The 17485-nt window shown below is 63.3% G+C and carries 20 protein-coding genes, 1 tRNA gene and 2 pseudogenes; 12 read left to right on the top strand and 11 right to left on the bottom strand.

All coding sequences use genetic code 11. From position 1 onward, the window contains the following. On the bottom strand, positions 1 to 1092 hold the full coding sequence (locus KQ307_RS10045; protein ID WP_259727870.1) for an Mrp/NBP35 family ATP-binding protein: 1092 nt from the start codon (positions 1090 to 1092) through the stop codon (positions 1 to 3). A gap of 145 nt (positions 1093 to 1237) precedes the next feature. Between KQ307_RS10045 and hemF the strand changes: the two genes are divergently transcribed. Next, a complete protein-coding gene (hemF, locus tag KQ307_RS10050) occupies positions 1238 to 2311 on the top strand; it encodes an oxygen-dependent coproporphyrinogen oxidase (protein ID WP_259700813.1) in 1074 nt (357 codons plus the stop codon). Here hemF and KQ307_RS10055 read toward each other — a convergent pair. Both KQ307_RS10055 and KQ307_RS10060 read right to left on the bottom strand, forming a co-directional pair. Beyond that, positions 2274 to 3041 (bottom strand): dehydrogenase, encoded by a 768-nt coding sequence (locus KQ307_RS10055; RefSeq protein WP_259727871.1) that lies wholly within the window; start codon positions 3039 to 3041, stop codon positions 2274 to 2276. The genes hemF and KQ307_RS10055 overlap by 38 nt on opposite strands. 8 nt (positions 3042 to 3049) lie before the next feature. Beyond that, positions 3050 to 3604, bottom strand: a complete 555-nt coding sequence (locus KQ307_RS10060; RefSeq protein ID WP_259727872.1) for a cofactor assembly of complex C subunit B — start codon at positions 3602 to 3604, stop codon at positions 3050 to 3052. A 78-nt stretch (positions 3605 to 3682) separates the two neighbouring features. On the opposite strand from KQ307_RS10060, the gene KQ307_RS10065 reads away from it, so the two are divergent. After that, positions 3683 to 4330 (top strand): ribonuclease D, encoded by a 648-nt coding sequence (locus tag KQ307_RS10065; RefSeq protein WP_259727873.1) that lies wholly within the window; start codon positions 3683 to 3685, stop codon positions 4328 to 4330. Between the two features lie 33 nt (positions 4331 to 4363). Here KQ307_RS10065 and KQ307_RS10070 read toward each other — a convergent pair whose 3' ends face one another. Both KQ307_RS10070 and KQ307_RS10075 read right to left on the bottom strand, forming a co-directional pair. Beyond that, a complete protein-coding gene (locus KQ307_RS10070; RefSeq protein ID WP_259700817.1) occupies positions 4364 to 4621 on the bottom strand; it encodes a hypothetical protein in 258 nt (85 codons plus the stop codon). Between the two features lie 30 nt (positions 4622 to 4651). Then, positions 4652 to 5893 (bottom strand): lipid-A-disaccharide synthase-related protein, encoded by a 1242-nt coding sequence (locus tag KQ307_RS10075; RefSeq protein WP_259727874.1) that lies wholly within the window; start codon positions 5891 to 5893, stop codon positions 4652 to 4654. Between the two features lie 44 nt (positions 5894 to 5937). On the opposite strand from KQ307_RS10075, the gene KQ307_RS10080 reads away from it, so the two are divergent. The 6 genes from KQ307_RS10080 (at position 5938) to KQ307_RS10105 (ending at position 9380) form a co-directional block, all read left to right on the top strand. After that, positions 5938 to 6008, top strand: a tRNA-Cys gene (locus KQ307_RS10080). Between the two features lie 690 nt (positions 6009 to 6698). Beyond that, on the top strand, positions 6699 to 7079 hold the full coding sequence (locus KQ307_RS10085; RefSeq protein WP_259727875.1) for a sigma-70 family RNA polymerase sigma factor: 381 nt from the start codon (positions 6699 to 6701) through the stop codon (positions 7077 to 7079). Positions 7080 to 7584: 505 nt separating this feature from the next. Further along, entirely contained in the window at positions 7585 to 7869 is a 285-nt protein-coding gene (locus KQ307_RS10090) for a galactose oxidase (protein WP_259727876.1), read from the top strand. Beyond that, complete coding sequence (locus KQ307_RS10095) at positions 7866 to 8123, top strand: DUF1651 domain-containing protein (protein WP_259727877.1); 258 nt, start codon at positions 7866 to 7868, stop codon at positions 8121 to 8123. The genes KQ307_RS10090 and KQ307_RS10095 overlap by 4 nt, the downstream gene beginning before the upstream one ends. Positions 8124 to 8397: 274 nt before the next feature. Next, positions 8398 to 8787, top strand: coding sequence for a hypothetical protein (locus tag KQ307_RS10100; RefSeq protein ID WP_259727878.1), 390 nt, complete (start codon positions 8398 to 8400; stop codon positions 8785 to 8787). Positions 8788 to 8831: 44 nt separating this feature from the next. Beyond that, entirely contained in the window at positions 8832 to 9380 is a 549-nt protein-coding gene (locus tag KQ307_RS10105; RefSeq protein WP_259727879.1) for a thermonuclease family protein, read from the top strand. Here the strand turns inward: KQ307_RS10105 and KQ307_RS10110 are convergent. Then, positions 9368 to 10435, bottom strand: a complete 1068-nt coding sequence (locus tag KQ307_RS10110) for a class I fructose-bisphosphate aldolase (RefSeq protein ID WP_259727880.1) — start codon at positions 10433 to 10435, stop codon at positions 9368 to 9370. The genes KQ307_RS10105 and KQ307_RS10110 overlap by 13 nt on opposite strands. Positions 10436 to 10677: 242 nt before the next feature. Between KQ307_RS10110 and KQ307_RS10115 the strand changes: the two genes are divergently transcribed. Then, positions 10678 to 11190 (top strand): hypothetical protein, encoded by a 513-nt coding sequence (locus tag KQ307_RS10115; protein WP_259727881.1) that lies wholly within the window; start codon positions 10678 to 10680, stop codon positions 11188 to 11190. Further along, positions 11187 to 11441: a DUF1651 domain-containing protein gene (locus KQ307_RS10120; protein WP_259727882.1), complete on the top strand. Its 255-nt coding sequence runs from the start codon at positions 11187 to 11189 to the stop codon at positions 11439 to 11441. The genes KQ307_RS10115 and KQ307_RS10120 overlap by 4 nt, the downstream gene beginning before the upstream one ends. 161 nt (positions 11442 to 11602) lie before the next feature. On the opposite strand, the gene KQ307_RS10125 is transcribed toward KQ307_RS10120, so the two are convergent. Together KQ307_RS10125 and KQ307_RS10130 are read right to left on the bottom strand one after the other, a co-directional pair. Continuing rightward, on the bottom strand, positions 11603 to 12043 hold the full coding sequence (locus KQ307_RS10125) for an antibiotic biosynthesis monooxygenase (RefSeq protein WP_259727883.1): 441 nt from the start codon (positions 12041 to 12043) through the stop codon (positions 11603 to 11605). Between the two features lie 22 nt (positions 12044 to 12065). Then, positions 12066 to 12800: pseudogene (locus tag KQ307_RS10130) on the bottom strand (glucose 1-dehydrogenase). A 115-nt stretch (positions 12801 to 12915) separates the two neighbouring features. On the opposite strand from KQ307_RS10130, the gene KQ307_RS10135 reads away from it, so the two are divergent. Together KQ307_RS10135 and KQ307_RS10140 are read left to right on the top strand one after the other, a co-directional pair. Beyond that, a complete protein-coding gene (locus KQ307_RS10135) occupies positions 12916 to 13254 on the top strand; it encodes a helix-turn-helix domain-containing protein (protein ID WP_259727884.1) in 339 nt (112 codons plus the stop codon). Positions 13255 to 13440: 186 nt separating this feature from the next. After that, positions 13441 to 14790, top strand: coding sequence for a mechanosensitive ion channel domain-containing protein (locus KQ307_RS10140; RefSeq protein ID WP_259727885.1), 1350 nt, complete (start codon positions 13441 to 13443; stop codon positions 14788 to 14790). A 263-nt stretch (positions 14791 to 15053) separates the two neighbouring features. Here KQ307_RS10140 and KQ307_RS10145 read toward each other — a convergent pair whose 3' ends face one another. From KQ307_RS10145 to KQ307_RS10155, 3 genes and pseudogenes are all read right to left on the bottom strand, one after another. Next, positions 15054 to 15791, bottom strand: coding sequence for an SDR family NAD(P)-dependent oxidoreductase (locus tag KQ307_RS10145; RefSeq protein WP_259727886.1), 738 nt, complete (start codon positions 15789 to 15791; stop codon positions 15054 to 15056). Positions 15792 to 16017: 226 nt separating this feature from the next. Then, positions 16018 to 17268, bottom strand: coding sequence for an SCP2 sterol-binding domain-containing protein (locus tag KQ307_RS10150; RefSeq protein WP_259727887.1), 1251 nt, complete (start codon positions 17266 to 17268; stop codon positions 16018 to 16020). Between the two features lie 84 nt (positions 17269 to 17352). Further along, positions 17353 to 17485, bottom strand: a pseudogene (locus tag KQ307_RS10155) (IS1595 family transposase); the annotation flags it as partial.

The raw sequence follows: 17485 nt of genomic DNA on the forward strand, positions 1-17485 counted from the left end.
TCAGGCGTGGCTCAGGCTTGGCAGCAGCAGCGTTTCGGCGAGGGCCATAAATGCCTCGGCGGTGCTGGATTGGGGCTGGGCCACCACCACCGGCAGGCCCCGGTCACCGGCTTCGACCACCTGCAGCTCCAGGGGCAGTTGTGCCAGCAGGGGCACGTTGGCTTCACTGGCGAGTTCGGCGCCGCCACCGGAGCCGAAGATGGCGTAGCGGGAATCAGGGCGATCAGGAGGGATGAACACACTCATGTTTTCGATCACACCCAACACGCTGACGCCCATTTGCAGAAACATCGCCAGGCCCCTTCTTGCGTCCTGAAGCGACACCTTCTGGGGAGTGGTGACGATCACCACTCCGGCCATCGGAACGGCCTGAGCGAGGGTGAGCTGGGCATCGCCGGTGCCGGGCGGCAGATCAACCACGAGCACATCGCGCTCGCCCCACTCCACCTGGTACAGAAACTGGCGGATGATGCCATTCAGCATCGGCCCGCGCCAGACCACCGGCTGGTTCTCCTGGATCAGCAGCCCCATCGACACCATCGCCACACCACAGACTTCGATCGGCGTGAGGATCTGCTGGTCGCCACTGCCGCGCACCTCCGGAGTGCGATCGGCCACCCCCAGCATCGTGGGGACATTCGGCCCGTAGATGTCGGCGTCGAGCAGACCGACCCGCAACCCCAGGCGCGCCATCGCACAGGCCAGGTTCACCGCCACGGTGCTCTTGCCCACGCCACCTTTGCCGCTGCTCACGGCGATCACCCGTTTCACCCCTGGGATGCCCTGCTTGGAAGGCAAAGAGGACCCGCTGGCGGGGCCATGACCATGCCCGTGGCCGGAATCAGGGGCCTCAGGCTGGGAGATTTCGATCTGCACGTCATCGATGCCCTCGAGCTTCAGCAGGGCAGCACGGGCATCGGCGGCGATGCGCTCCCGCTGACTCGTGGCATAGCCGGGCAGGGCCAGGCGGAACACAGCCCGGCTGGCGTGGACCCGCACCTGGCCGATCCAGCCCAGATCGAGAAGGGTTCGACCACTGCCGGCGTCGTGCAGATGGTTCAAGGCCTCAAGCGCCTGATCAGCGGTGGCCATCCCCTCGGCATTCATTCGAATGGCGATCCTAGGCGTGATGCCCGTGACAGAGGCTCTCGAAAGGTTGTGGAGGGGCAGGGTGACCTGGAAAGGTGAGCAGGATTTCCTCGCCCCCCGGGGGTGATGCTGAGTGGCTGACCAACCCGTGAGGCGAAACGCAGTGGCCCAGCAGACAGGAGCGGATCCGGCCGGGCTCGAGACGCCTCCCCCCGATTCCAGGGCCCGGGCGAAGCAGCTGCTGATGGGGCTTCAGGACAGCATCTGTGCTGGCCTCGAGGCCCTCGACGGAGAAGGCAGCTTCCAGGAGGAGAGCTGGGAGCGGCCGGAGGGGGGCGGTGGACGCTCCCGGGTGATGACGGCTGGGCGCGTCTTCGAGCAGGGCGGCGTCAATTTCTCTGAAGTGAAGGGGGAGCGTCTTCCCCCATCGATCCTCAGTCAGCGGCCCGACGCCGAAGGCCACCCCTGGTTCGCCACCGGAACCTCGATGGTGCTGCACCCGCGCAACCCCTATGTGCCGACGGTGCATCTCAACTACCGCTACTTCGAGGCCGGGCCTGTCTGGTGGTTCGGGGGCGGTGCCGACCTCACGCCGTTCTATCCCTTTCTCAGCGATGCGATTCACTTCCACCGCACCTTGAAAGCTGCCTGCGACAGCGTCAACCCGGCCTTTTACCCGGTTTACAAGGCCTGGTGCGACGAGTACTTCTACCTGAAGCACCGCGGTGAAACCCGTGGCATCGGCGGCATCTTCTACGACTACCAGGATCCGGCCGGTGCTCTCTACAAGGGCCAGGACCCTGAGGGTCCCGCCGCGGAGCGGGCCGCCGCCGCTGGTGTGCAACAGCAGAGCTGGGAGCAGTTGTTCTCCCTGGCCCAGGCCTGCGGTCACGGCTTTCTGCCGAGCTATGGGCCGATCGTCGCGAAGCGCCAGGACACTCCCTACGGCGAGCCTGAGCGCCAGTTCCAGCTCTATCGCCGCGGTCGCTATGTGGAGTTCAATCTGGTTTTCGACCGTGGCACGATCTTCGGGTTGCAGACCAATGGCCGCACCGAGTCGATTCTGATGTCGCTGCCTCCCCTGGTGCGCTGGGAGTACGGCTACCAGCCGGAGCCGGGCAGTCGCGAGGCCCTGCTCACCGATCTGTTCACCCGTCCCCAGAACTGGCTGGGTGATGACGCGCTCAGGGAACGTTGCCAGCCCCATCAGGCCGTGGACTGAGGCCCGCCGCAAAGGCGTCCACAACCCGCGTGGCGATCGCGTTGAGGGTCACTTCGCGGCTGGTCGGATCGCGCAGGGCCGCCTCCAGGCTGCCCTCCAGTTTGCCGATCTCCAGGATCGCGATCCCCCGCCGCGGTGCCCCGAGCCCCTCCCTGAAGTTGGCGGGATAGGCCCCGAAGGCAGCGGCAAGGCTTTCATCCAGGCGACTGAACGGTCGATGCAGCGGGGGGATCAGGCCCGAGCCGAAGCCATCGGGGCCGTAGGCGTCGAAGTGGATCTCAAGGGCGTAGCCGCCACCCTGGGCGAAGGCCTTGCCGACACTCCAGTTCGTGCGCGGATCGTCGCCGTCGGCGATGGTGCGCTGCGGAGGCACATAGAGGCTGACGTTCAGGCCTCGTTGCTGAGCCAGGCTCACCACCCGTTGGGCGGTGAGCAGGTTCCAGTGGAGTTCGTCGCGGATCAGCGGATCCATCGGCGCCGCCCCGAAGCGGGCGACGGCTTCGCCGGGGGTGCCCGCACCCGCCATCGCCTGGGAGTCGGCGTGGCCGGCCATCACCAGGATCGCTGTGTTTTCGGGGAGGACGGCGCGGCCGATCCAGTCTTTGTTGAGCGCTGCCCGCGGTCCGGTGAGTGGGTCGATCGCTGGAATCGCCGGAGCCCGCACCGCCGTGGCGAGGATGAGGCTGAGCAGGGCCAGCAACGCCAGTTGGAAGCCAGGAGAGGGGCGCACGGCAGGGATCAGATCGGTGAGCTGAGCAGGGAGCCATCACTGGAGAGCTGGAGGCTGGGAGCCATCTCCAGTTCCAGGGCGATCAACTCATCCCGGTGGGCCCGCAACTGCAGCCTGCTGTCTGGAGCCCCGTCCTCGCTGATCAGGCGGAGCTCCACCTGCTCCAGGCGAGCGGCCCGTCGCCGGTAGATCCATCCGGCCACGGGGCCCAGCAGGGTCAGGGACAGGGGCCACCAGGTCTGGCCGCCGATCAGCTGCCTGAGCACCAGGCCTAGGCAGGCACCTCCCACTCCACCGAGCAGTGACAACAGCAGGGCAAGCGGCAGGCTGGAGGCCACCTGGCCCCGAAACCGCAGCAGCCTCCGTTCAGGATCACCCGCTTCAGCCTGCCAGCCCCGTTCCAGAAGCCATTGGTTGAGACCCTCCAGCACGTCGAGGGCGGGCCTGGGGGAATGCACCTCCACAACGGTCGTTCGGTCCTTGCTGGCTGCCCGCAGGAAAAACACCAGCCCCACGGTCATCAGCAGGGTGAGCAGCAAGGTGGAGCCCAGGGCAACGGGCATGACGGTCGGCCGCAGATGGTTTCATCCTGGCCCAGGCGGCGCCGGAGGCGACGATGGCAGCCGTTGCCGTTTTGTGCGATGGCCTCCGCTTCCCCAACCGCCCCTGCCCGCTTTGCGGTCTTCGACACCGATCTCGATTCCGAGTGGCTGGCCCTGCTCTCAACGGCTCCCGCCCTGGCGGTCGATACCGAGGCGATGGGGCTGGTCCATGGCCGCGATCGTCTCTGCCTGGTCCAGATCGCCGACGCTCGCGACAACGTCTGCTGCATCCGCATCGCCCGCGGCCAGCAGGCGGCTCCGCGGCTCCAGCAACTGATGGAGAGCACCACGGTCGAGAAGGTGTTCCATTTCGCCCGCTTCGATGTGGCGGCCCTGGGGGAAGGGCTCGGAATCGCCGTGGCGCCGTTGTTCTGCACCAAGGTGGCCAGCCGCCTGGCCCGCACCTACAGCTCCCGGCATGGCCTCAAGGAGGTGGTGCAGGAGTTGGTGGGGGTGGAACTCGACAAACAGGCCCAGAGCAGTGACTGGGGCCGGGTGGAGGAGCTGGGGGAAGCGCAGCTGGCCTATGCCGCCAATGATGTGCGCTTTCTGCTGCCGGCCTACGAGCGCCTGACCGCAATTCTGGAGCGGGAGGAACGCCTGGAGCTGGCCCGGCGTTGTTTCGCCTGCATCCCGGTGTTCTCGGAACTGGATCGGCGCCGATTCGGTTCGGTCTTCGAGCACTGAGGGGCGTGCGCCAGGGCATGGCGCCGCTGCGCCTCAGTCTTCGTCGAGATAGTTCGCCTCATCGGTTTCGGCAATCAGCAGCGAATCCAGTAAGCGGGTCTGGGCCTGGGTTGAGCCCCGCGCCTGTTCGATCATCCGCTCGGCGATCGCCACCCGCCCGCCGGCATCCCGGATCTCTTCACGGGCGGCCTGCTGATCGACCCGGCGCCTTGCCGAGGCGATGCTGATCCCAAGCAGGCTGGCCAGATTGCCGGTAACGGTGGCGTAGGCCCGATCGATGGGGGCGGGCATTGGCGGGTCACGGGCAGGTCTGAAGGGTCATCATCCCTGCTGCCGGTCCAGCAGTTTCCTCTCCACCAGGCCGGCCAGCCGCTCGCTGCCCCCTGCCTTGCCCATGCGCCGCTGGCCGATCCGCCCGAGGGCGCGACGTTCGGAGGGGGATGCCAGCAACCGGGCAAGCTGCTCGGCCAGGGCTTGCGAGGTGGGGCAGACCCGCACGGCTCCACCCAGCAGGCGGCTCTGGCGCCGGGCGAATGCCTTCTGGAACTGGGGCCCCGGCCCCGGCAGGGACAGGGCCGGAATGCCCAGGCCCACCAGTTGTTCGGTGGCGGTGCCGGCCGTGGCCAGTCCAACCTCCCCCCAGGGCGCCCAGCGCTGGAAGCATCCCTCCCCGATCAGCAGCATCTGCTCCCCCCGTTGCCAGGCCGCGCTGGCCCCGCATCCTTCAGGCGGGGCGGTGGGGACGAACCGCTCCAGCCGCAGGACCGCTGCCAGTTCCCCGGCTGTTGGTCGAGCCCCGGTGGGGCAGAGCACCACGATGGGCCCCTGGTGGCGAAGCAGGGCAAGGGCCTGGAGAAGGTGTTGAACGTTGCGAAGCGCTTCGGGCAGGCGACTGCCGCCCAGCAGCACCACTCGGCGCTGGCGGGCCAGCGCCGACGGCACGGGCAGCGGCGTGAACCCATCCATCATCGGGTTTCCAGGTGCCAGGGCCTGCACACCTCGACGGAGCAATCCCCGTGCCGTCAAGCCATCCCGCATGGCCACCAGCCGGCAGCGGGCGGTGCGCATCAACGCCCACTCCCATGGGTCCCATTCGCTGCCCTTGCAGCGGTGATAGCGATCATCCGGCCAGTGCCTGCCTGGGCCGCTTCGCCAGGTGTAGTCGCTTTTCGGAGTGCCGATGAAGCCATAGGAAGAGCCGCCACTCCAGGCCAGCAGCAGGGGCAGCAGATCGCCGATCGCCAGGATCGGATCGCCCCGGCGGCCCCAGCGGCGCACGATCCGGAACTGGCGCCAACTGTTCAGGGGCAGCCCTGCCCGGAGGTCGGCGAGCAATCCCCTGAGGCTCTGGTTGCTGAATCCTCCGCTGGGCAGTGGGCGCCTGGGACCGACCAGGGCCAGTTCACCGGCGGCTTCCGCAGCGGCAAAGCCGAGCCCCTGGCCCACCAGGGGCAGAACCACCAGCTCCAGGTCCGGTCGGCGTTGGCGCAGGGCCCGGATCACCCGCAGGGCGATCAGATCCTCCCCGTGGCCGTTGCTCAGGACCAGCAGACGGGAGTGCATGCCATGGCTGATACGATCCGGTTCAGGGAGTTTGCTCCCGGCGCGGCGGCATGGCCAAGTGGTAAGGCAGAGGATTGCAAATCCTTTATCCCCAGTTCGAATCTGGGTGCCGCCTCTCTTCTAAATCCTTCCACTGGAAGCGGTTTGCTGATTTCAGGGTCCTTCTGGGGTTTCCCGCTTTAGGCACAAAAAAGCCTGAATAGGGCCCATTAGCGGACGGTTTAGGCACAAACCTAGTCACAACTTTTGACGGGGGTTTTGGGGCCACGATCAGCCCATGGCGTCAGACCCCTACCTGAGTCGGATCAACAAGGCCCCCCATCAGCTTGGGTTGCGGGTGGCTATTGAGCTCACCCCCAACGGTCAGCGGCTACGGCTTCGTGCCACGGTGCCTCCAGCAGAGGGGCCCTGGCGTCAGCGACGGATCAGTACCCGTCTGGCTTACCCGCAAGACATAGAAGCTGCCCGAGAGCTGCCCGAGAGCTGGCCGAACAGCTGGGCAACGATCTGATCGCCGCCAAGACTGGGCTGCCGTTCCCGTTCGATCGCTGGACAGAATCAGATCGCGCTCTCCTCGCAGGTGAAACCATCACCGGTCGCGAGGCTTTTGCCAGAACCGAGAAATGGTGGCGTAGCAGGCGCAAGCGACCAGGCGGAGACGACGGCTGGCGGGTGGATTACGCCATTCCACTACGGCACCTTCAGGAGGTGGATGTGGTCACAGAAGACACGCTCAGATCCGTGGTGATGATCACCAAGCAAGGCACCCGCACCCGCCAGCGAGCGGCTAACGCCGCAGCAGCCGGTGTCCTACCTGCGCCAGTGCATCAGCGGGGCCCTGCTCCATCACCTCCGCGACAAGGCGCTGCTGGTGAGAAGGCCCAAGTCAGCCCGCTGCGAGACCCCCTGGAGCCATGCCAGCCTCGATGCCGTGACCCCCTCGGGCAGCACAGCGCTGGAGCAGCTGGCCGCTCCGGAACCAGACGACCAGTTCCCAGGTTTTGATCCGGCCCTGCTGGCCCTGGTGGAGCAGCTGCCAGCAGCCCAGGCGGCCTGCCTCAGGCTCACCATCCTGGAGGGCTTGTCCCTGCGGCAGGCAGCCCTGCAGCTGGGCATCAGCGCCATGACCGTCAGCAGGGCACAGAAGAAGGCCTTGGCCACCCTGCGGGAGCAGGTGACGGCCTGAGGGCCTGCTACTCATTAACTGAAGGGTCTGTGCGCAGGGCTCAGAGGCACTAAGTCAACACCAATTCAGCATAAAATGCATCAGATACAAGAGGCACATTGATCCCAACACGTTATGGTTTAACTACAGCAACTTCCGTGCGCCGAGCAGCTTTTCACCATTAAAATTGCGTTATCAGTACGCAACCAAAACCACCACCAGGTCCCAAGCCTGATTGGAGCTGGTCGGCCGCTGGCAATCAGCTTGCTCTGACGCGGGCCCAGAGCAAGCAGGATCCGTTCTGGACTCTGATGCGGATCCTGTGTCGCCAGGCACAGCCTGGGTTATATGGCGCCCTTGAGGCCTGGCAGGGTCCCGGGGTTGTATCCAGGGCTCAGGTCGGTGCGAGTGGTTCAGACGCTCCGCCAGCCATCGCTGCAGGATTCCGGCGCCGCCCCTGGGTGCTGAGCATTGCAGGCAGCAGAAGCAATCTCTGCTAGTACATGTGTACGGATCTCATTGAACGATGGACTGCCGCCTGCCAGCCCTTTCTCGCTCCTCGGGCAACCAGCAGGAGGACATCGAGACCTGGCCCTATCTCGATCAGGACGTGCTGGTGGCCAGCCGCAGCCGCCAGGTCTGCATGACCTGCCACTGGTTTCGCCACCACGCCGGGGTGAACTGCATCCCCCTGCTCACCTGCCTGCTGCACCATGGCCTGCTGGCCCAGGGCGAACACCTCACGCATCGCTGTCAAGGTTGGACCAACGACATGACCCGCCAGCGGGGCTGGTGCCCGGAGGGGGTATGAGGGCTGGGGCCAGCAGGCAGCCACCCCTCTCCCCAAAGGAGGGCTGGCTTAGGGATGGCCGGCAGGTGCTGCGCTTCCGCCCGACCAGCTACGACCGCTGGAACCAGAGGCTTGAGATCATCAGTGGAGATTTACTCCCCGGCGAACCGGTGCCGCTGCTCAAGAACCGCCGTGAGCTCAGCCGGGATGAGGCCCTCAAGCTGTGGGCATGCATGCGCCAGGAGGGCTGGAGCCTCTGCGAGCCCCAGTGGTGATGGGGTCTGGCCCAGGAGTGAGGTTTGCCGTACTGACACCACGGCCAAACGGATCTATCAATGAATCAGAGGCCTCGACCAGGGCGGTTCAAACCAGTTCCCTGCAACCGGCCCAAGGGCGCCCGACACGGGGCGCCCTTTTCATTGGGCATGTTCAGCAGCGCTTCGATGCTGGTCGCCTTCTTGTCGTCGAGGCGTTGTCTGGCTTCCTCGGCAGGGTCATGCCGGCACAGGTCGCCAGACCTAGCGTTTGAGCCATGCCGCCGGGTGGGCCATGGCCGTGGTGAACCGCTGCGCGGTGGGGATCTACCCCGCCCAAAAGTTGCTCGACTGGGCCCTGGCGCTTGAGCTTGATATCGACGCTGGTGGAGCCCGGGAGCCCTGCCTCTATCTGATCCCCGACTACGACACGGAAGAGGAGGCCGAGGAGATCCTCGAGGAGGTGTACGAGACGATCTTTGAGGCGGAGCTGGATTTCTGGCACCGTGACACCGGCACCTGGCCTGCGGAGCGCACCTACCCGGTGTTCAGGAAGTGGTTCGAGGTGCGTTTCTACCCCCTGATCCAGGACCTGGTCGGAGAGGAAATCACCACCACAGAGGTGGATGAAGAGTTCATCGGCGAGCTGCGCACGGCGCTGGAGGGGCAGGAGCCGCGCCCCTGAGCGCGGCCAGAAGGGAAAAGGACATCGGCCCTCAGACTGGGGTGATGCCCCTGAGCTTGCGCCCACTTGCCGCTCTGTTGCTGGCGGTGGCGATCACCCCGGCGGCACTATCCCAGTCGTCTGCGTTGGCCGGTACCGAGGTTCGCGCCACGGTGCTCTCGATCGGTGACGGCGACACCATCCGCGTGCAGCAGGGCCAGCAGCGGATCACGGTGCGGCTGGCCTGCATTGATGCCCCCGAGATGGCCCAGGCCCCCCATGGCGCCCAGGCCCGCAGGTACCTGCAGAGCCGGCTGCGGCTGGGCTCCAGCGTGACCCTCAGGCCCCAGACAGTGGATCGTTACGGCCGCACCGTGGCCGAGGTGATCAGTGGCGTGAACATCAATCTCGCGCTGGTGGAAGACGGCTTGGCCTTTGTTGACCGGAGTACCTGGGCAAGTGCGACGCCAGGGCGTACCTGGAGGCGGAGTTCTGGGGTTTCCGCAGCCGCTATGGCATGTGCTGGGTGCCGGGGGGCCTCACCCGACCCTGGAACTTTCGGCGGGGCGACGGGCCGCCGAGTCCGCCAGGCGGTGGAGAGTCAATACACATAGCCCGCCACGAACAGGCTTTCGTCGTTGGACGGTTGCGAGCCTGGACGGTAGGCGCCCAGGCTCGCCTCCGTATTGGCCCGGGCCCTCGCCAGCAGCGCCATCTGGCCGGCGACCACATCGCGACCGGCCCATTTCTGCAAGCAGGAGTGCTGCAGGGCACGCCCGTAGGAGAAGCCCAGGTTCCAAGGTGCACGGCGGCCCGCCCGGTTGATCGCATCGAGATAAACGCTGGCCTCCTCTTCGCCAAGACCACCGGAGAGGAAGAGAATTCCCGGCATGCTGGCCGGCACGGTGCGGCTGAGGATGCGCACGGTGACTTCGCCCACCTGGTGCGGCGTCTGCTCACCGCCATGGGAAGCGCCGGCGGTGGTCATTGACGGTTTCAACAGGCTGCCCTCCAGCAGGACCCCATTCTCGGCCAATGCTGCGTACACCTGCCGCAGCACCCGCTCCTGAACGGCTGCAGTGGTCTCGATCGGGTGGTCGCCATCCATCAGGATCTCGGGCTCCACAATCGGCACCAACCCCTCCTCCTGCACGGTGCGGGCATAGCGGGCAAGGCCCCAAGCGTTCTCTTGAATCGCCAGATCCGATGGCGCCCCCGCCGAAGTGATCCGCAGCACAGCCCGCCACTTGGCGAAGCGCGCCCCCCGGGCGTAGTAACGGGCGGCGCGCTCCTGCAGGCCTTGCAGCCCCGTGCACCAGGTTTCGCCGCTCAGGGCACCCGCCAGAGGCTGCACGCCCTGATCCACCTTGATGCCGGGGATGATCCCCTGGCGGCGGAAAAGCTCCAGGATCGGCGTGCCATCGCTGGCGTCCTGGAAGAGGGTTTCCTCGTAGAGGATCACGCCGCTGATGTACTCGCCCAGCCCGCTGGTTGTGCCCAGCAGAGAGCGGTAGGCGCGGCGATGGTTCTCGGTGTTCTCAAGGGCGATCGCCTCGAAGCGCTTGCCGATCGTGCTGGTGGATTCATCGGCCGCCAGCAATCCCTTGCCCGGGGAAGCGATGGTGCTGGCGGTGGCGATGAGCTCCTGGCGGAAGGCCTCGATTGCCATGGCGACCAGATTTGCAAGGCGTTGCCCAAACCCTAGCTGTGTAGTCCAACCAAGTTGTTCAGCTCACGAGGGGGTGTGAGGTCGCCAGGGTCGGAGTGTCACCGCCGTCCCAAGACCTCACACGCCATGCGTATCCACCCACTGGCCCGACTGACGCCGATCAGCCGGGAACACCTAACCCGCCGCTGTCAGGGTTGGACTGAAGGCATGACGCGCCAGCGGGGCTGGTGCCCGGAGGTGACATGAGCAGCCGGAGAACGGTGGTGGGCGTGATGGGTGCCGGAGAGGGCGCCTCGGCTGAGGCTGTGGCGCTGGCCGAGGAGCTGGGGCAGCGCATCAGCGCCAGTGGCTGGGTGCTGCTCACCGGTGGCCGCCCGGCGGGGGTGATGGCGGCGGCCAGCCGCGGCGCGGCTCTGGTGGAGGGGCACCTGGTGGTGGGAGTGTTGCCCGATGAAGGGAAGGGTAAAGAGAGGCAAAGCACCGCGGACCTAGATCTGGCCCTGTTCACGGGAATGGGCAAGGCCCGCAACGTGATCAATGTGCTCAGCGCCGATGTGGTGGTGATCTGCGGGGGCGGCGGCCCCGGCACAGCATCAGAAGCCGCCCATGCGCTCAATGCGGGCAGGCCGTTGATCCTGCTGGCGGTGCCGCCGCTGTGGATGGATTTCTTCTGTTCGCTCGCCGCCGGGGTGGTGATCGCGAGCGACGTGCAGGAGTGCTGCCGATTGATCGAGGCCCGACTCACAGAGGCATGAGCCGGCCATCACCTCGTGTCCCCCTGACACCAAAGGAGGGCTGGCTGAGCGACGGCCGCCAGGTGCTGCGCTTTCGCCCGACCCGCTGGGAGCGCACCTACCAACGGCTGGAGATCACCACCGGCGAGTTGCTCCCCGATCAGGAGATTCCGTTGCTGAAATCACGCCGGGAGCTCAGTCGGGCTGAGGCCCTGAAGCTCTGGGAGGAGAAACGCCGGCTGGGCTGGGCGCCCTGCAGCCCCCAATGGTGATCGCCACCACAGTCCCAACAGAACCAACCCCAACGGTCAAAGCTCAGAACCGATGGCCCCCTGCTTCCCAATAAGCACTTCGATTCGATCAAGGAGGCCTGGAGTTTTGCCACCCGCTGGACTGATCAATCAGTTATGAAGTTTGGGGCCCGGAGGCTGTTTTATTGAGGCGTCACCGGGCCGAGACGCGGCGCCAGGGAGGGATCTGCGAGGGGCGGTAGGGGTGCGTTTGACGCAGGTTGATCTGAGTTCTGGGTGTACGCCACGGTGTAGAGCTGGGGCTCGGCCTTCAAGACCAGTCCTTTGAGCCGCTCAAGATGCTGCGCAAAGGCAGGGCTGGACCGCATGGCCAGATAGGCCTCGACGGAGCTGAAGTGGGCGTAGTTGACGGCGCGGGTGCGATCGAGGCTGAGGTGCAGGTTGGCGCTGAGGCTGCCCGGGAAGACGCCTTGCAGGCGCTTGTATTCGCCCACCTGGGTGGCCACGAAGGCCTCGGCCTGATCCGGATCCAGATGAAACACGTTGATCAGCACAATCCCATCGCCGACTCGGATCGCGTTGACGGGAAAGCCGTTGTCAGAGCTGGCGGGGGATTCATTCATGGGTGGTGCGCAAGGGGAAAGCTCAGAGGATGCCGCCATTCACCTGAAGCGTCTGTCCGTTCACCCAGCGGGCTTCATCGGAGGCGAGGAAAGCCACCACATCCGCCAGATCGGCGGGTTGGCCGAGGCGACCCAAGGGAGTGGCAGCAATCAGATGGGCCAGGGCATCGGCTGGCATCACTAGGCCATCGGTGTCGGTGACTCCGGGGCCGATCTGATTGACGGTGATGCCGCGGGGGCCGAGCTCCTTGGAGAGGGCCATGCCGAACTGCTCCACCGCCGCCTTGCTGGCGGCATAGACGCCTGCGGCGGGGAGGGCCTAGCGAGTGGCACCGCTGGCCAGATTGATGATCCGGCCACCGTCAGCCACGTGGCGGGCCGCCTCCTGGAGGGCAAAGAAGGTGCCGCGGGCATTGGTGCCCATCACCCGGTCGTAGTCCTCTTCCTCGATCTCCGTCGTGGGTTTGAAAACGGACACCCCGACGTTGTTGACGACGATGTCCAGACGACCGAATTGCTCAAGCACGGTGGCGAAAAGGGCCCGGGTCTGGCTCACTTGGCTGAGGTCAGATTGGAGTGCCAGGGCCCGCACCCCGCAGGCTTGAATCGCAGCTGCCACGGCCTCTGCCTTCTCACGATTGCCGGCGTAGGTGAGCACCACATCGGCTCCATCACGTCCCAGTCGTTCAGCGATGGCCCGGCCGATGCCACGGGATCCGCCCGTGACCAGGGCCACCTTGCCTTGCAATCGCGTCATGGACGGGGTGGTCGCTCAGGGGCGGGGGGAATGGATGGGCAACATATGGCGATCCGCCTTGGAAAGGAAGGACTTACCGTCAGGTGCGTTCCAGGGCACGAATTCGGCAGCTCGAATGAACGCCATCCAACCCAGGGGCGCCGATCCCATCAAGGCAAGCCTCTCCGTTCGAGCTGCCCTCAAGGTGCTGGCGGGCAAGTGGACGCTGCCGATCCTCTGGCTGCTGGGACAGGGTCCGCAGCGTTATGGCGACCTGCGCCGTGGGATCCCTGAGATCAGCGACAAGATGTTGACCCAGCACCTGCGCGACCTGGTCCGCGATGGGCTTGTGGAGCGGGAGGAGTTTCCGACCAGGCCGCCGCAGGTGAGCTACTGCTTCAGTACCTACGGCCGCAGCCTGATTCCCGTGCTCCAGATGCTCTGTGCCTGGGGCCAGGTGCATGTGGAGCGCTAAGGCCGCTTCGCATCTGCCCCGCGACTGGGGCTGAGGAGCTGAATCAGTGGTTTGATCGAGAAGCTGCTCAGGCTTCCCGCCGGCTAGAACGTCTGTTGACTTTGGAGCACCAGGGTGAATTTCGAGCGCCTCCAAAGCTTCTTCACGTCTCCATTGTTTCCACTGGGACGTCAGAGTTTTTCACTGTTGTGGGTCTTTCAGGTTCTGCTGCTTCTGGTGGCTGTGAGCCTGGCGGCGCGGCTGTTGAAGCGTCTGCTGGCAGGTCGTGTTCTGCTCTGGTTCTCCCTGCCTGAGGGGCGGCGAGAGGCGGTCGGCACCCTCGTGTCCCTGGGACTTGCCGCCCTGGGCTATGTGGTGGTAGCCCAGGGTATGGGGCTCGACTTCGGCGCGCTCGCTGTGCTGTTTGGAGCCCTGGGTGTGGGGGTGGGCTTTGGGCTGCAGGAGCTCACCCGCAACCTCAGCAGCGGCCTCACTCTGCTGATGGAGGGGAAGCTGAAAGTGGGGGATCTGATCGAGTTCGGCAACACCACCGGTTACATCCGCGAGATCTCGATCCGCTCCACTGTGATCCGCACCTTCCAGGGGGCCGAGATCGTGGTTCCCAACTCGGCCATCACCAATGCGCCGGTGAAGAATCTCAGCTACCTGAGCCCGGACGGCCGGGTGGATGTGGAGGTGACCGTGGCCCACGGAAGCGACGCTCTGGCCGTGACCGAAGTGCTTCTGGAAGCGGCGCTTGCCGAGCCCTCGGTGCTGGCCGATCCGCCGCCGAAGGTTCTGCTCCACGGACTCCAGGGCCAGGGGCTGGTCTTCGAGCTCTGGGCCTGGACCTCGGCGATCCATGCCAGCCTCAGCCTCCGCAGTTCCCTCAACTACGCGATCGAGCAGGGGCTCCGCGAGCGCAAGATCGAACTGGCCGGAGCCCGTCAGCAGGTCCAGCTGCTGAGCTCCAGACACGGGGCTGCCAAGGACGCAGAGGCGCAAGAACGGCGCCCGCTCCGCACCTCCCTGCCGGACCTTCCCTGGGTTCGGAGCATGGATGAGCGTCACCTGCGGGAGCTGGTGGGAAGCGGCGCCCGCCGCTTCCTCCCCACCGGCACGGTCTTGGTCCGTCAAGGGGAGGAGTGTCGGTTCTTTCACATTGTGCTGAGCGGCGCCATGGACGCCATCCACGAAACCGAGCTTGTCAGCAGCAAACTGCTCACCTTCGGCGCTGGCGAGTTCTTCGGCGAACTGCCGCTGCTGCTCCAGGTTCCTATCCCAACAACAATGGTGGCGGCACAGGACACGACGCTGTTCGTGGTTCCCAGCGGAAGCTTCCGCGCACTGCTGGCCTCGAGACCCGAATTCGCCGACACAGTGGCCCGGGAGGTGGCCCGGCGCAGCGACGTTCTGCGCAGCTACGAAGATTGCCTGCGCAAGCGGGGTCTGCTCGAAGACGCTGATATAGGTAATCCCCTGAAGTGGTTCCGTGAGCGGCTGCGGCGGGTGCTGGCGGGACGGCCACCCGGGGCAACGATCGAGGTAGAGGAGTAGGTCACCTTCTTATGATGGGCAATGTCTGCAGTCCGCCCCGGGCGGCAGACCCAAAAGTTGGGCCAATCACTTCACTTTGCTTGGCAAGTTGTTAACCAGCTGGCCAGCAACCCCGCAGTTGCGTTGAGTTGCCGCAGCTCCTTGATCTGCCCATCGTCCGCGATCACCGATGCCTGCCCGTGGCGTGACAGTTGCCGGGAGCGAAGCGACCACGCATCTGGCATGACGCGGGTGGGCATCGGTGAATCGATTTGTTCGGTTTATTACCATTGCAGTTCAATAGGTCCGCCAAACTTTCGCATCTCTGCGAAAAATTTACCACTCGGCCCTCCTGTGGGTAGTGTAGCGAGATAAAGAGCGGTCTCCGCACCTTCATCGGCAGTAAATGGGGCATCAGGGCCGCCCATATCTGTTTTAAGCCAACCTGGTGAGTAGGCATTCACCAAGATATCTGTCCCCGCTAATTCTTTGGCAGCAAGCGTAATGACTCCATTCAGTGCCAACTTGGAGATGCGGTAGGAAACCGCCAATGGGTAGTAATCCGATGCCATGCCTCGGAGTGAAGCCATCTCTGTGGAAACGTTGACGATTCGTCCATAGTTGGTGCTCTTCATAAGCGGTAACGCCGCTTGTATCATTCTTAGAACAGCCGTGGCATTGGTACTGAATGTTGCACTGAAAACAGATGCCTTGACCGTGGAGATGCTCGACTCACTCGGATCGTAAGTTGGATTGACGCCTGCATTGTTAATCAGGACATCCAACCTTCCGTATTTCTGACCTATTTCGGATATTGCTGATTCTACGCCTCTGTCAGAATCAACATCGAGGCTGACTGCCTCGACATGAATTCCTGACTTATCTAATTCGTCTTTGGTTGTTTCTACCTTGGAGTAGTCACGTCCAGAGATAAAGACGGTCATTTCTTTCTCCGTGGCCAATCGTCTCGCGATAGCAAGACCAAGACCTTTGTAGCTTCCTGTTACGAGTGCGACTTTCATAATTGGTTTTGGATCTGGTTTGGTTTGTATTTTCTGCCGAACGTTGAAGTTGCGCGGCGGCAGACAAGATTAAATTCCAACCGAAGACTTTGATTTCGTCCGCACCAACTCAGTGTTGGGCTGCTGAAGTGACTGAGCAAAAGTTAAACCACTCCGATCTACTTACCCATATGCCGATCTCGTGTGACGAGCTGGAAATGCGAACGATTTACGAACTTGAGTTAGCTTAGGTTGGGAAGCATTTCGCAAATTTAAGGAGTAGGCGAATATCGCCATTGACACGGATTCTGCGAGTCAGAATTGCTAGGACAACGTTACGCTCTTTTCGTAAAACTGCGATCCAGGTCTTACTGCCAGCTTTAACGACCAAATCAGGGTCACCCACCAGTCCATCGTGCACTACACAAGCTTGATTAGCAATGGTGACCGTAAACTGGGAAAATTCTTGCCCGGTTAACAGGAAGTGATACGTTGCGTTGAAACCTTTGGCTTGATTCGGTTGAAGAACGAGGGGCAATCCATACTTAAAACCGGTAATGGAGATGGGTGTGAGGCTATTACGGACGTGTTTAATCTGCTTGTGGGGAAAACGTTTAGCGGCATGGATCTCAGCATCTGAACCAGGAATGACATACACAGTCTCAACTTTATCTTGAAGAGGTTTGACTATCTCTTGAAAAAATTCTTTACGATTATGTAAAAAAGGAGGCATCACATCCTCCCCTGCCGGACAGGCAGCAAGGCAATAAGCCGCTTTGTAGTTGGCACCAAAGGATAAACTTTGCCACATTGCTGCCGAGTCAGCTTCACCGACTTTGCGCTCGTAATCTTTAGCCGACTTACTTTCAGCAACAGTCTTAGCCCAATCGGTAAAACCGCCTAAAAATTCGCGATAGTTGTGGGTATAGCACGCCGAGAAATTGAAGCTGCCATCCGCGATCGCTCCCACCGGACAGGCAGCAACACAGAGTTTACAATCCACACAGGGGTTGTACTCAATCGGCTGATCGTACTCTGACACTTCCGCATCCATTAGCACCGTGCCCAACAGAATGAAGTTACCAAATTTGGGATGGATCACATTGCGATGAATGCCCATGTGTCCCAATCCGGCAGCAACGGCGATAGGTTTGTGAGAAACAACCCATACATTTTTACTGACATCGAGATAGTCCTGCGCCTCCATGGGAAAGCCCATCGCTGGATTTATGGCTCGGATCCCCCGATTTTCTAATTCCCGGACAATTTTGCGGGCGATCGTATTAACCTCTTCCCCGGTGTGGTGAAATTCCACATTGGCGACGGAGCGAGCAGGATTACGCACATTATCCCGATTCATGCGGCAGACAAAACTAATCAAACTTGTCGTCTGTGGGAACGCTTGCAGCACTTTAGTGCGTTGCTCAGCCATTGCCGGTTGGTCAATACTCACACAACCAACATCATCAACTCCAAGATCGAGGCAGAATGAGCGCAACCAATCGCGATCGAGTATGGATGTAATCGTATTTTGAGGATTCTGACCCTGGGATTTTTGCTTTGCTCTCAAAATCTTTCTTGATTAGGTAGCTGGCTCCGCACTCCTCAAGAAGCGTTCCGGCCGAGCGCCGCAGCTGCAGATGGCATGAACCACTCGCTCAGTCATCGTTGCCAAGTTGAAGCGCCGGTTGAAGCGGTAATTGAAGGCACCCAGG

Origin of the sequence: Synechococcus sp. CS-1326 (genome assembly GCF_025128115.1) — a bacterium.
In the GTDB taxonomy this organism is placed as follows: Bacteria; Cyanobacteriota; Cyanobacteriia; order PCC-6307; family Cyanobiaceae; genus Regnicoccus.